Genomic DNA, 14159 nt, shown 5'->3' on the forward strand with positions numbered 1-14159 from the left:
AGGACACGAGATGAGCTTGTTGTCTCAAAAGTTTAAGTTTCTTCGCAAGAAGGAAGTATCTCCAAGTGGTCATCAAATCACAGAAGATGGTGGTCGCGAGTGGGAAAATTTTTATCGTGACCGTTGGTCCTACGATAAAGTAGTCCGTACGACTCATGGTGTAAACTGTACTGGTTCTTGTAGCTGGAACATTTATGTTAAAAATGGTGTTGTAGCTTGGGAAAATCAAGCAACTGATTACCCTGAAACACCAGATGATATGCCGGATTACGAACCACGTGGGTGCCCTCGTGGTGCGACCTTCTCTTGGTATCTCTATAGCCCTTTGCGCGTAAAATATCCTTATGTACGTGGCGAATTGGCTGAGCTTTGGAGAGAAGCAAAGAAGAATGCTAAGAACCCAATTGAAGCTTGGAAATCTATCGTAGAAGATCCTGAAAAAGCGAAAAAATATAAGTCTGCCCGTGGTATGGGTGGCTTTGTGCGCTCCACATGGGATGAAGCAACAGAAATCACTGCAGCATCCTTACTATATACAGCAAAAACTTACGGTCCTGACCGCAACGCAGGATTCTCGGTAATTCCTGCGATGTCCATGTTGTCCTATGCAGCAGGGGCTCGTTTCCTTAACTTGATGGGTGGTACACCATTGTCCTTCTATGACTGGTATGCCGATTTGCCACCTTCCAGCCCTCAAGTTTGGGGTGAACAAACTGATACACCTGAATCTGGTGACTGGTATAATGCTGGTTACATCATGACGTGGGGTTCTAACGTACCGTTAACTCGTACGCCAGATGCTCACTTCTTGACAGAGGTTCGTTATAAAGGAACTAAAGTGGTATCCGTGTCTCCTGACTATGCGGAATCTACCACATCTTCCGATGCATGGCTCAATGTAAAAGCTGGCACCGATGCGGCGCTTGCTATGTCTATGGGTCACGTTATTTTAAAAGAATATTACATCGACAAAGAAACTCCATACTTTAAAGAGTATGCAAAAGAGTTTACAGATATGCCATTCCTTGTACGCGTTGAAGACATCAACGGAACAGTTCAACCAGGCCGTTTCTTGAATGCTAAGGACTTAGGCCGCCAAGAGGAAGGCGCTGACTTCCAAATGGTATTGATTGATGAACTAACAAATGAAATCGTTGTTCCTAATGGTACAATGGGTGAACGTCACACACATCCTGAAAAATGGAATTTACGTCTTGAAAATCGTGATACAGGGGCTAAAATCGATCCTCGTTTATCCGTATTTGATCAACGTGAAGATGTGACGATTGTTAAATTGCCGTACTTTGGTGATGAAGAACATGAAGGCATTATTGAACGCGCTATTCCAACTATTACAGTACAAACTGTTGATGGTCCTGTGAAAGTGACTACTGTATACGATCTTATTCTTGCTAACTATGGTATTGACCGCGGTATCGGTGGTGAGGTGGCGACAGCTTATACTGACGACACACCTTATACACCTACATGGCAAGAAAAAATCACTGGCGTAAAAGCGGACATTGCTATTGCTACAGCACGTGAGTTTGCAGATAATGCAGAAAAAACGAAAGGTCGTTCCATGATTATCATGGGCGGTGGTATCAACCACTGGTACCATGCCGATGTTATTTACCGCACTATTTTGAACCTTATCATGTTCTGTGGTACAGAAGGTGTTAACGGTGGTGGTTGGGCCCACTACGTAGGTCAAGAAAAGCTTCGTCCTGTTGAAGGTTGGGGTGGTATCATGACTGCTAATGACTGGAGTAAGGCTCCTCGTTTGCAAAATGGTACATCTTGGTTCTACTTTGCTACAGAGCAATATCGTTCTGACTGCATCGATTTGGCAGACCGCGTATCTAAATTGGCTAAACCTCGCTATCGTCATCCTGGGGATTACAATGTATTAGCAGCTCGTTTAGGCTGGTTGCCATCTTATCCTACTTTCAATAAAGGTAGCCAAGAATTGATTAATGATGCTCGCGCAGCCGGTGCTAGTACAGAAGCAGAAATCAACCAATATGTAGCACAAGCCTTGAAAAATAAAGATTTACAATTCTGCGTAGAGGATCCTGCAGCTAAAGAAAACCACCCTCGCAACTTATTTGTATGGCGTGCGAACCTTATTGGCTCCTCTTCTAAAGGTCATGAGTACTTCTTGAAACATTTATTAGGCACAAAAAATGCCGTATTGGAAGATGATGATGCTCCTACGCGTCCAGAAGAAATTAAATGGCGCGAAGCAGATGGTGCGGGTAAGCTTGATCTCTTAATTGATATCGACTTCCGTATGGCGTCTACAGGTTTATATTCTGATATCGTGTTCCCAGCGGCTACATGGTATGAAAAAGAAGACTTGTCTTCCACAGATATGCATCCATATGTACATGTATTCCAAGCTGCTGTTGATTGCGCATGGGAAACTAAATCTGACTGGGATACATTCCGTACCCTTGCAGAAACAGTATCTCGCGTAGCAAAAGAATCTGGCTTTACAGAATATGAAGATATTGTAGCTACTCCACTTGGCCATGATAGCCCAGGCGAAGTAGCGCAACCAGAAGGTAAAGTTCTTGATTGGAGTAAAGGCGAATGTGAACCAATCCCTGGTAAAACAATGCCGAACCTCGTTCATGTAAAACGCGATTACAGTCAAATCTTTGAAAAATACATTGCTTTAGGACCTAATATCGAAAATAAAATGGGTGCTCACGGTTTGGCGTGGGATGTATCTGACGAATATCAAACATTGTATGCTCAAAATGGTACGATTGATAATCCAGACTTCATTTCTCATGGCCGTCCAAGCATTTACGAATGTAAGGAAGCTTGTAATGTTGTATTAACATTATCTTCTTGTACAAATGGTAAATTAGCGGTTCGTTCTTGGAAAGCGATGGAAGAAAAAACAGGTCTTTCTGGGCTTGAAAAGAATGCAAAAGGTCGCGAACAAGAAAAAATTACCTTCGATGACATGGTTCGTCAACCACGCTTTATCATTAGCTCTGTAACAAGTACTGGTAAGAACGATAAAAACCGTCGTTATTCTCCATTTACAACATCTACAGAAGATAAGGTACCATTCCGTACTGTAACAGGTCGTCAATCGTTCTATTGTGATCATGAAATGATGCGCGACTATGGCGAAGCTATGGCATTGTACAAACCTGTATTGTCATATAAACCAGTACAAGGTGATTATAAACAAGAAGGTATTCCAGAAATTACATTGAAATACTTAACTCCACATAATAAGTGGTCTACACATAGTATGTACTTTGATAGCCAACAAATGTTGACATTATTCCGCGGTGGCCAAACAATTTGGCTTAACGAAGATGATGCAGCAGAAATTGGTGTTAAAGATAACGACTGGGTAGAAGCTTTCAATAAAAATGGTGTAGTTGCAGCTCGTGCAGTTGTATCTCCACGTATTCCTCGTGGCATTTCTTATATGCATCACTCCCAAGACCGTCACATCAACGTTCCTGGTACGCAAGTTAAGAAAGATCGTCGCGGTGGTACACACAATGCGCCAACTCATATTCACATGAAGCCGACACACATGATCGGCGGTTATGGTCAATTGAGCTATGGCTTTAACTACTATGGCCCAACTGGTAACCAACGTGATATGACAATTGTGGCTCGTAAATTGAAGGAGGTGGATTGGCTTGAAGATTAAAGCTCAAGTATCCATGGTCCTAAATTTGGACAAGTGTTTAGGCTGTCATACATGCTCTATTACTTGTAAAAATACATGGACGAACCGCGAAGGCGCGGAATATATGTACTTTAATAACGTGGAAACCCGCCCTGGCGTGGGTTACCCACGTAATTGGGAAAACCAAGAGAAATGGAAGGGTGGCTGGACTCTCGATAAAAGCGGTAATTTGGCGCTTTCCACAGGCTCTAAAGGCTCTCGATTGATGAAGTTGTTCTATCATCCAGAACAACCAGAAATTACGGATTACTTTGAACCTTGGACATACGATTATGAAACATTAATTCATACCGGTCGTAAAAATAATCAACCTGTAGCACGTCCTCGTTCTTTGTTAACAAAGCAAAAAATGGAAGTAACATGGGGCCCTAACTGGGATGATGATTTGGCTGGTGGTCATCATGCACGGGAAGATGTGAACTTGGCTAAGATGGGTGATGATATCGTATTTGACTACGAAGAAGTATTCATGCGTTATTTACCACGTCTTTGTAACCACTGTTTGAATCCTGCATGTGTAGCAGCATGTCCATCCGGAGCCATCTACAAGCGTGATGAAGATGGTGTTGTACTTGTTTCTCAAGATGTATGCCGCGGTTGGAGACATTGCGTTCCATCTTGCCCATACAAAAAAATCTTCTATAACTGGGAAACAAATAAAGCTGAAAAATGTGTATTCTGTTACCCTCGTTTGGAAAATGGCTTGCCTCAAATTTGCGCTGAAACATGTGTAGGTCGTATGCGCTATGTTGGTGTAGTTTTATACGATATGGACAAAGTTCAAGAAATGGCAGCTACGAAGGATGAACAAGAAATTTACCAAAATACAGTAGATTTGATCTTGGATCCTAATGACCCAGAGGTTATTAAAGCCGCTCGCGAAGCAGGTATCTCTGAAGCATTCTTGAAAGCAGCTAAAAAATCTCCTGTTTACAAGCTTGTAAAAGAATGGGGCGTTGCATTGCCATTGCATCCAGAGTATCGCACATTGCCAATGGTTTGGTATGTGCCACCGCTCAGCCCAATCTTACAACGTGTTACATCTGATGTATACTTGCCAGATGCACATGAAATGCGCGTGCCTGTACAATACTTAGCTAATATGTTTACTGCTGGTAATACAGATATTTTAGCTCGTGTATTACAACGCATTCTCGATATGCGTGAATACATGCGTCGCCGTGAAACAGGTGATGAAGCAATCGCTCATGAAGTAGATCTTACAGAAGAGCAAATGTATGCTATGTACAAATTGTTAGCCTTGTCTAAATATAATGATCGTTTTGTTATCCCATCCGATGTTAATGTATCTCGCGAAGGTCGCTTAGAAATGCAACACAATCGTGGTTTTGCATGCCCGACAGGGGGTTGCCATAATGGATGATGCACAAAAAATAGCTCTCATTGCTTCTTTTTTGCTTCGGTATCCAGATGAATCTTGGTACAATGAACTTGGTGAATGGAAAGAGGATACTTACTCTGTTGAGCATCCTCAGCTTCGCCAAGGATTGCTAGAGTTCTTTGATTACATTGAAGAAACGGATCGTAAGGCCTTTGAAGACCAATACGTACGTATCTTTGACTTCAGCCGTAATACGACGATGTACTTATCGACTTACGAATTGCAAGGTACAGGGGAACAAGCAGAGGAACTCGTTAAATATAAAGCCTTCTTCCTAGAAAATGGCTATGATTTACCAAAGGAGATGCCTGACTATATTCCAGCTATTTTAGAGTTATGTGCAGTTATCGAACCTGAAAAGGCTCGTGAAGTATATGATTATTGTAAACCAAAGCTAGAATATATTAGGGATCGATTGATCGAAGCAAAACTGACCTATGCATTCTTATTTGATATCATATTGTCGGTTGCAAATGGATTGGAGGACGGTGCACGATGAATCTATTTTTATGGGGCGCTTTGCCATATATTGCGTTTACCTTCTTAATCGTAGGCACACTTGTTCGTTTCTTCTACTTTGAAAGAAACTGGACTACAAAATCAAGTGAATTTTTAGAGAAAAAACAATTACGTATTGCCAATCCATTGTTCCACTTTGGTTTGCTATGCGTTATCGGCGGTCACGTAGTAGGTGTATTAGTACCTAAAGCTTGGACTGCAGCTTTGGGTATCAATGACCATATGTACCATGAAGGTGCATTATATATGGGTGCTGTAGCGGGTATCATCTTCATCGTTGGTTTCTTGCTCTTGATGAAACGTCGCTTTACTGTACCTGCTATGAAAGTAAATACATCTGGCCTTGATAAATGGTTATATTTATTCTTAACATTAGCTATCTTTAGTGGTATGGCTGGTACATTGCTTAATGCATCTGGCTTCTTTGACTACCGTGTATCCATCGGCCCATGGTTCCGTAGCTTACTATCCTTTATGCCTGATCCATCCTTGATGGAAGGCGTACCATTCATGTTTAAATTCCACATGTTGGCATGGATGGTGGTTGCTATTATCTTCCCATTCAGCCGTTTGGTACACTGCTTGAGTGTTCCACTCAACTACTTAACACGTCCGTTTATCATTTATCGTAAACGAGATCAAAAATAATTAGGATGATGATTAATTTGTATGCCTATATATAATAGGATTCATTAATCTATGGCCCCTTGTAGTGGTGAAAGCATATGCTCACAACTATGAGGGGCTTTTTATTTACCGATTCTGTATTAGTAGATTACAATGTATTCCCTGTAGAGAAGAAATTTATTCATTGTAATAAGCTTAGAATGACTATAATAAGTATTTTAATTTAGAATTATTCTTATAATATATACTATGTATCTAATATAAGTAATCTACAAAATTCGATTTAAATGATAAACTATATCGTATAGATTGAATTTTTTAGGTATTATTTTCGAGAGGTATATGATGAATCAAGTTGAAACAAAACAGAAAAAAAGTATTTACCATATCTTTGTATGGATTGCTATTTTCTCCTTAGTTATGATCGGTTTATTAGAGTGGGGTTACATCGCAGGCGGTCGTGCCTTTGGTAACTATAAAGTGTATACGGGGCTTGTGCCATGGTGTGTATGGATCGTCATGACCTATTTAACGACTCGCCCTAAATGGTTTACAAGCCGCTATAATTTAGGTGACATGTATAAGGTACACCGTGCATTAGGTATTGCCACTGTAGCTGTTATTGCATTCCATTTATATCTCTATTTTGGTAAAGCGGCTAAATCCATCCTGGGTTGGTGGGGCGGATATGTGGCTCTTACCTCCTTTGGTATTGCTACAATCTCTGGCCTTGCATTTTTAACTCCAAAACTTAGAAAGGTTACACCATCTGGTCGTAATGTAGGTATTTGGTTACATCGATTAAATCTTGTAGCACTTGTTGCTGCAGATATCCATATTCATGGTTTTAATCGTATTTCTAAAATGGTGCCATTTTTACAAGTGTTTGATATCATTACATACGGTCTCGTTCTTTACTGCATTTACTTGATATTTAAAAAGAAATAATATGAATTACTAGAATCCCTTCTGTATCATGCAGAAGGGATTTTTCGTTACATTTATAGTTTCTAGTAAATTAACATAGGATCTTAACATAGGATCTTAACATAGGATATTATCAGTTTGAGTCATAAATGATTGTGAGATTGATATACATTTTCCCTTTACTCATATAATGAAAATTGTTATTATCTGTATGTTAAACATGATAATGATAATTAGGTTCACAGATTCATTATCTATTCATTTTTATTCTTGTTATTTTATTGTGTGAGGTTTAGTATGATTAAACGTAAAATGACCAGTGCTTTTGCAGTGGCTGCCATGATGGGTGTGGCTACAGCTTTTGCTGTTAACCCATTTTCTGATGTTCCTTCTGATAGTTGGGCTTATCAAGCAGTAGATCAATTGGCTACAGCTGGTATTATCAATGGATATCCTGATGGTACTTTCAAAGGCCAAAATAACATTACTCGTTATGAAATGGCCCAAATGATTGCGAAAGGTATGGCTAATCAAGATCGGGCAAATGCGGAACAACAAGCTATGTTAAATCGCTTGGCTGATGAGTTTTCCAATGAATTGAATACACTTGGTGTGCGTGTAGCTAAATTGGAAGACCGCGTAGGCAATGTAAAAGTTACTGGTGATGCTCGTATCAATTATATCGGTAAAGAGGGTGGCGATGGTTATGATTACGAAGATAAGATCACAGCTCGTGTACGTTTAGGTCTCGACGCAAAGGTTAATAAAAATACCTCTGTTAAAGCCCGTATTACATCAGGTTCTATTGAGCTAGGTGATAGCTCTAAAGAGGCACAAGCTAATTGGGATTTAGCATATGTAGAGCACAAATTCGGTAAAAATGTTGTGGTCGATGCGGGTCGCTATACTCAAAAATTTGGTGGTGGCTTGATTTATAGCTCTAACTTTGATGGGGTAGGCGCTACAGCTAAGCTTGGTGATAAAGTTACATTAAATGGCGCTTATGGTTACATGACAGCAGGTCGTTTTGCTAAGACTAGTAAAGCTGATAATGGTGATGTAGGTCTTATCAATGCTAATGTAGCTGTTAATGATCGCTTTGGTTTTGGTGGTATGTTTGCTCATGTAGGTACAACGAATGTACGTATGGGTAATGGCAAGAAAAATAACGAATTCGATAATGTATATGGATTTAATGCTAAGTATAATATTGGTAAATTCGGTATTGATGGCGAGTGGGTAAAAGCATCTGGCTTGAGTGATTCCGATATTTGGAACGTTGGCGTTAAATGGGGCGACTATAAAATTAATAAGAAGAACTCTTGGGCTATCCGATTAGATTACTTTGATCAAGCTAAGAATGCACCTGTATTTAAAACACAAAAATATGAATCTAATGATTTATTAAAGAAAACACGGTATGAAGGCTATAAAGCATGGCAATTAGGTGTATCCTACGCACCAGAGAAAAATATCGGCATTAATGCATACTACGGCTTCAATGCTAAAACACAAGAAGGCAATCGCGTAAATGATTACTATCGTGCGGATCTTAACTTCAAATTCTAATTTAATGATTGGATTTTAAGTTAATCAGTAATTAGTTCTAAGTAGAATGCTATAGGGTGAGAGTGTTTTATTAGCATGCTACCATTAGGCCAAACTAGATGTATACTTGTAGATTGTATAAGACATAGAGAGGTTTATTATGGCAGAAGTTGTAAAAAAACAGTTTAAGAGTAAATACCATATTTTAATTTGGATTGCAGTTTTATCCTTAATATTTATGGGCATGGTGGAATATGGTTATGTAACAGGTGGTAGATCATTCGGCAATTGGAAGGTTCACTTAGGCCTTATTCCTTATGTTGCATGGCTTGTATTAACATACATTGCAACAAAACCAAAATGGTTTATCAAACGATACAATCCAAAAGAAATGTTTGAAATTCATCGCATCGTAGGTATTGTTAGTGTGGTTCTCGTATGTGCACACTGGTATGTATACTTCTTGAAAGCTTTGAAATCCTTCTTAGGATTCTGGGGTGGTTATATTTCCCTTGTGGCTATGTTTATTGCTCTTATCTTTGCGATATTATACTTAACACCTTGGGTAGGGAATATGGCAAAATCTGTATCTCGTAAAAAAGCAATCTGGATTCATCGCTTGAATCTTGTTGCTATTATTGCGGCAAATATCCATGTTCATGGATTTGGACGTTTATCTAAAATGGTGCCATTCTTACCTGTGTTTGACGTAGTGACTTATGCGCTTGTTATTTACTATATTTATTGGATGTTCAAACAAAAATAATATATCGTAGGCATCTCTTTCTTTGGTAAAAGTAGGAGAATCACACGATAAAAAAGACCATCGCTGACCCTTATGGGTATAAGCGATGGTCTTTTTAGGTTGTTTGCGATACAATAGAATTATAAGTATATATTCTATGGATTTATGTAAATATATGCTGTTGCATTCTTTTGAGGTAAGATTAAAAATCTGTTCTATAAACATTTCTTTTGTATTATAGTATTCTTTAGCTCATATCGATATGTATATTACTACCTTTATAGGTAATTTCAAATAAGAAAGAAGGATATTATGGATTCTTCTTGGAAACGAATTATATACCTAATCTGTACTATACAGGTTGGTGGGGGTATAACAATTATCGGTGTATTATCCTTCCTTCCGTTATTTTTAGCTGAGCTAGGCCTGCATGATCCAGGGGAAGCGGCCATGTGGGCAGGTCTTGTATCAGGTGTAACGCCTTGTATGGTGGCTCTTAGTGCTCCCTATTGGTCGCGTAAGGCAAATCAGCTTGGTCCACGTAAGGTAATGATGTTCATCTTGTTTACCCTAATGGTGACTGTTGGCGCCTGTGCTTTTACACAAACACCATGGCAGTTATTAATGTTACGTATATTGCAAGGTGTGGTAGGGGGCTATGTTCCAATAGGATTGGCTATTATTATTCTCGTAACCCCTGAAAATAAGGTACCTTGGGCAATGGGTTTATATCAAGCCTCCATGGTTATGGGCCTCGTTTTTGGACCACTCATGGGTGGTTTGGTGGCGGACTTATTAGGTTATCGTGCACCATTTGTTATGTTCTCAGCCTTAACAGGGCTTTGTATGTTGGGAATTTATCTATTCATGCCTAATCTACAGTTTGAGCATAAGGTAGATGCTAGAGAGTCGCAGCTGTCTCTAATTAAATCCTTTTTGGTCATACCTCGAGTTCGCCTCTTGGTAGGATTATTGTTCTTATGTAATTTTGGTATTACTGGTATTGGTCCCATTTTACCACTATACATTAAGCACTATATGCATATGAATGATGAGTTTGTAGCTACTATTGTTGGTATAATCATCTTTGGCGCCGGTTTGTTTAGTGCTTTAGCTTCAATCTCCATTGGCAAGATAACAGAACGTTTAACCATGCCTCGTATTGTTTTTACTGCTACATGGGCTGTAGGGACTTTGTTTATACTTCAATATATAATGCCTAGTATATGGGGCCTTGGAATATTCCGTGCCATTGCAGGATTCTTCATGGGTTTTATTACACCGATTGCCAATACGCTCATATCCAAGGCGGTTCCTATTGAGCGGCGAGGTATCGTGTTTGGTACGGTGTCCAGTGTGGCCATGATGGGAAATGTATTGGGGCCTGTCCTTAGTGGCATGATTGCTCGTGCCTTTGGGTACGGGGCGGTCTTTTGGTCTACAGCAGCTATATTCTTTGTAGCGGCGCTATTTATTTATCGCAGTTTAATTATTCCCAGTGAAAGTAAATCATTATAGCTGAGTAGTTTTCACAGTTAGATATAGTTAACTATGATTAGTAATATGTATAGATATTATATAGATAATGTATAGATAATATATAAAAAATATATAGATAATATACAGATAATATGTAAAAGTTACGTATGGCAAACTCCAATGCGTGGAGGGCGGTAAGTTGCGAAATGTTTTAAAGATATTAGTCTGTCTAATCGATAAAAGAGATGAGAGTGCATCGTTATGTTATTAAAACAATTAGAGTATTTTGTGTGTGTAGTAGATAACAACAGTTTTACACAAGCTGCAACAGAGCAATATGTATCTCAATCTGCTATATCTCAGCAAATAAAAGCTCTTGAAACTAGTCTTGGTGTTGAACTAATGGTTCGAGAAAAACGAAGCTTTCATCTAACACCAGCAGGACAATATTTATATCGATCTGGGAAAAAACTATTAGAACGGTTTCATGATATTAAGGTAGAAACGACGCGTATCGGTACAGATGCACGTGTGAGTTTGCGCATTGGTTATTTGAATCGTTACAGTGGAATTGCTATGCAGCAAACGGTGATTCACATGGCAAAGCGTTATAAAAATTTAGATATTCGTATGTACAGCGGCAGTCATGAAGAGCTATATGGCATGCTCAGTGATCGTCGTGTAGATGTAGTGTTTAATGATCAATGGCAAATTTTATCTGATGATTTTGAAAGTCATTTAATTGATAAAGCTACTACATTTATTGAGGTACCACAAGGATATACTAATGAAGACTGTGTAGAACTAAAGCATATCGATGATTTACCACTTATTTTATTGTGTCGTGGGAAATATACCTTGTCTGAAGAAGAACACTATCGCAAAGCTATAGGTTATAATGGCGCCTTTGCTTATGCTCGTACGTTAGAAGAAGCACGATACTTAGTTGCAGGGCAGCAAGGGCTATTACTATTAGATTGTTTTAAATATTTAACAGATCCTATGCCAGGTATCGAACGTAAGGTATTGATGAATCATGGTAAACCTATGGAACGCCACTACTACTTTATATCTCAACGAAATCAAAATAATTCATATATTGTAGCACTCAGAGATATGTTCCAGCAGGTACTTGAAAAATTATAAATGAGATTATAAATGAAAAAGCCGTTAGCAATTTGCTAACGACTTTTTTCTTTTTCTGCACATCGTCTATTTGTATTTTCCTTATATAGTTATGATAGTATTAGAAATTTAAATTTTTTTTGTATCTATGAGTATAGCCTTACAAAAAGTCTTTTAACATCATGAGGCCATCAATACATAGCTTGATACCGTAAATGACGAGAACCGAACCACAGAAACGGTTAATCCATGCCATATGAGTAATCTTAATTTTTTTAGCTAGAAGATGCATTGTGGTAGCTAGAGATCCAAACCAAATAGGTGTCATTACCAAGAAACCAGAGAAGAAGTGGTAGATGTTTTCTTTTGGAATATTAGCCTGAAAAGCACCGAGCATCATTGTCGCATCTAGAATGGCTTGTGGATTGCCCCATGATACAGCGATGGCTGAGACGATAATTTTCCTAATTGGAATATGCGTGTCTACGTTGCGTATGTCTGGTTGAGTTTTAAATATATTAAAACCCATATATACAATGAGGAGTCCCCCAAAGATGAGAACTATGAGTTTTGTGAGTGGCCACATTTCAAGAACGGCACCAATACCATAGAAGGCGGCAGCACTTAAACTCATGTCAAAAAACGCTAGTATGATCAGCGTCAATATAATACGGCGAACAGGTTGCACCAAGGCCGTATTAATAATGAAGAGGTTTTGCATGCCAACAGGGGCAAACGTAGCGAGGCCGACAAGAAGTCCTTGTAAGAAGTACATATTAACCCTCCTGACTATGGTATGATAAAGTACTAATAAGGTGAATAGTAGCACGAAACCCCTCCATTACTGGAGGGGTCCTTACTATTCTATTCATATATAATTATAACATAATATACAATATCTGTATATTTTCTACCATAAACCTATCATATGTTGTGCCATAAGGCTTACAGCGGAGATAGCAATCCAGCAACAAGCTCCTAAGGCAAGGGCTGAGCCACCGGATTTTAATAATTTTACAATATTTGTATTAAGGCCAATTGCTACCATGGCCATTGTAATAAAGTATTTGGAAATTGTTTTGAAGATACTCAAGAATTGAATATCTACATTAGCATAGGATAATGCTGTTGTGACAAGGGAGCAAAGTACAAAGTATAAAACAAATCTTGGAAAAATTTTAGCAATACTAACATTTGTGCCATCTGTTTGAGAGGCATTTTTCTTAGCTTTGTATACTTGGTAACTAGCAAGACCTAAGCATATAGGAATGATAGCTAGGGTACGTGTTAGCTTTACGATAGTAGCATATTCCAGTACTTGTGTGCCAGTACCTTTCATACTATCCCATACAGCAGCTGTTGCTGTTACAGAAGAAGTATCGTTAACTGCAGTACCAGCGAACAATCCAAAGCCCATGTTAGAGAGTCCAATGGCGTCACCTAATTGAGGAAATACAAAGGCGGCTACTACATTGAAAAAGAATACAACAGAGATTGCTTGTGCAATATCATGATCCTCTGCTTTAATAACTGGAGCCGCCGCAGCAATAGCAGAACCACCACAAATGGATGAACCAACACCGATGAGGACTGCTGAGTTAGAGTCAATATGAGTTAATCGATAAATAACATAGGATACGATTAACGATGTAGCGATGGTAGAAATGATGACAGGTAAAGAAATCCAACCTACATGTAGAATCTGTGTAATGTTAAGACCAAAGCCCAACAAAATAACGGCCCACTGTAAAATCTTTTTGGATGTAAATCCAATGCCAGCACCTGTTTTTTCCCGTTTCCAAGAGGTAAAGATAGAACCAATAATTATACCTAAAATGATGGCAAAGATTGGACTACCTACTAGATGAAATTGCTGTCCTAGTAGCCAACAAGGAATAGCGAGAATGGCACAGAGCAAAATGCCTGGCAACGTTTTTTGATTGATACCCATTATAAAACCTCCTTACTGTACATACAGTTCACGTCATATGCGGTATCATGTGGCGTTTGCTTTCTATAGTGTTAATAGTACCATAGGAAGGGTTTTTAAATCTACTATA

11 protein-coding genes are annotated in these 14159 nt (G+C 38.9%); 9 read left to right on the top strand and 2 right to left on the bottom strand.

Annotated features, from left to right (window positions below; all coding sequences use genetic code 11):
- Window positions 1-10 precede the first annotated feature (10 nt).
- From E6X37_RS05035 to E6X37_RS05075, 9 genes are all read left to right on the top strand, one after another.
- Window positions 11-3688 carry a nitrate reductase subunit alpha gene (locus E6X37_RS05035; RefSeq protein WP_287506899.1) on the top strand — a complete coding sequence of 1226 codons (3678 nt, stop codon included), beginning with the start codon at window positions 11-13 and terminating at the stop codon, window positions 3686-3688.
- The gene (gene narH, locus E6X37_RS05040) at window positions 3678-5111 is read left to right on the top strand and encodes a nitrate reductase subunit beta (RefSeq protein ID WP_038125763.1); all 1434 of its coding nucleotides are present in this window, start codon (window positions 3678-3680) and stop codon (window positions 5109-5111) included. Before E6X37_RS05035 ends, narH begins: the two co-directional genes overlap by 11 nt.
- The gene (gene narJ / locus E6X37_RS05045) at window positions 5104-5628 is read left to right on the top strand and encodes a nitrate reductase molybdenum cofactor assembly chaperone (protein WP_038125764.1); all 525 of its coding nucleotides are present in this window, start codon (window positions 5104-5106) and stop codon (window positions 5626-5628) included. Before narH ends, narJ begins: the two co-directional genes overlap by 8 nt.
- Window positions 5625-6296 (top strand): respiratory nitrate reductase subunit gamma, encoded by a 672-nt coding sequence (gene narI / locus E6X37_RS05050; protein WP_287506902.1) that lies wholly within the window; start codon window positions 5625-5627, stop codon window positions 6294-6296. Before narJ ends, narI begins: the two co-directional genes overlap by 4 nt.
- Window positions 6297-6620: 324 nt before the next feature.
- Window positions 6621-7223, top strand: coding sequence for a hypothetical protein (locus tag E6X37_RS05055; protein ID WP_287506904.1), 603 nt, complete (start codon window positions 6621-6623; stop codon window positions 7221-7223).
- Between the two features lie 276 nt (window positions 7224-7499).
- A complete protein-coding gene (locus E6X37_RS05060) occupies window positions 7500-8771 on the top strand; it encodes a putative porin (RefSeq protein WP_287506906.1) in 1272 nt (423 codons plus the stop codon).
- 139 nt (window positions 8772-8910) lie between these two features.
- Complete coding sequence (locus tag E6X37_RS05065; RefSeq protein WP_021147671.1) at window positions 8911-9516, top strand: hypothetical protein; 606 nt, start codon at window positions 8911-8913, stop codon at window positions 9514-9516.
- A 291-nt stretch (window positions 9517-9807) separates the two neighbouring features.
- Window positions 9808-11013 (top strand): MFS transporter, encoded by a 1206-nt coding sequence (locus E6X37_RS05070; protein WP_278607028.1) that lies wholly within the window; start codon window positions 9808-9810, stop codon window positions 11011-11013.
- A gap of 222 nt (window positions 11014-11235) precedes the next feature.
- Window positions 11236-12120: a LysR family transcriptional regulator gene (locus E6X37_RS05075; protein WP_195394492.1), complete on the top strand. Its 885-nt coding sequence runs from the start codon at window positions 11236-11238 to the stop codon at window positions 12118-12120.
- Window positions 12121-12259: 139 nt separating this feature from the next.
- Here E6X37_RS05075 and E6X37_RS05080 read toward each other — a convergent pair whose 3' ends face one another.
- Together E6X37_RS05080 and E6X37_RS05085 are read right to left on the bottom strand one after the other, a co-directional pair.
- Window positions 12260-12874, bottom strand: a complete 615-nt coding sequence (locus E6X37_RS05080) for a LysE/ArgO family amino acid transporter (RefSeq protein ID WP_278467019.1) — start codon at window positions 12872-12874, stop codon at window positions 12260-12262.
- 135 nt (window positions 12875-13009) lie between these two features.
- Window positions 13010-14050: a YeiH family protein gene (locus tag E6X37_RS05085; RefSeq protein ID WP_278467017.1), complete on the bottom strand. Its 1041-nt coding sequence runs from the start codon at window positions 14048-14050 to the stop codon at window positions 13010-13012.
- Between the last annotated feature and the right edge of the window lie 109 nt (window positions 14051-14159).

Source organism: Veillonella parvula, from assembly GCF_032550495.1.
GTDB classification, from domain to species: domain Bacteria; phylum Bacillota; class Negativicutes; order Veillonellales; family Veillonellaceae; genus Veillonella; species Veillonella parvula_G.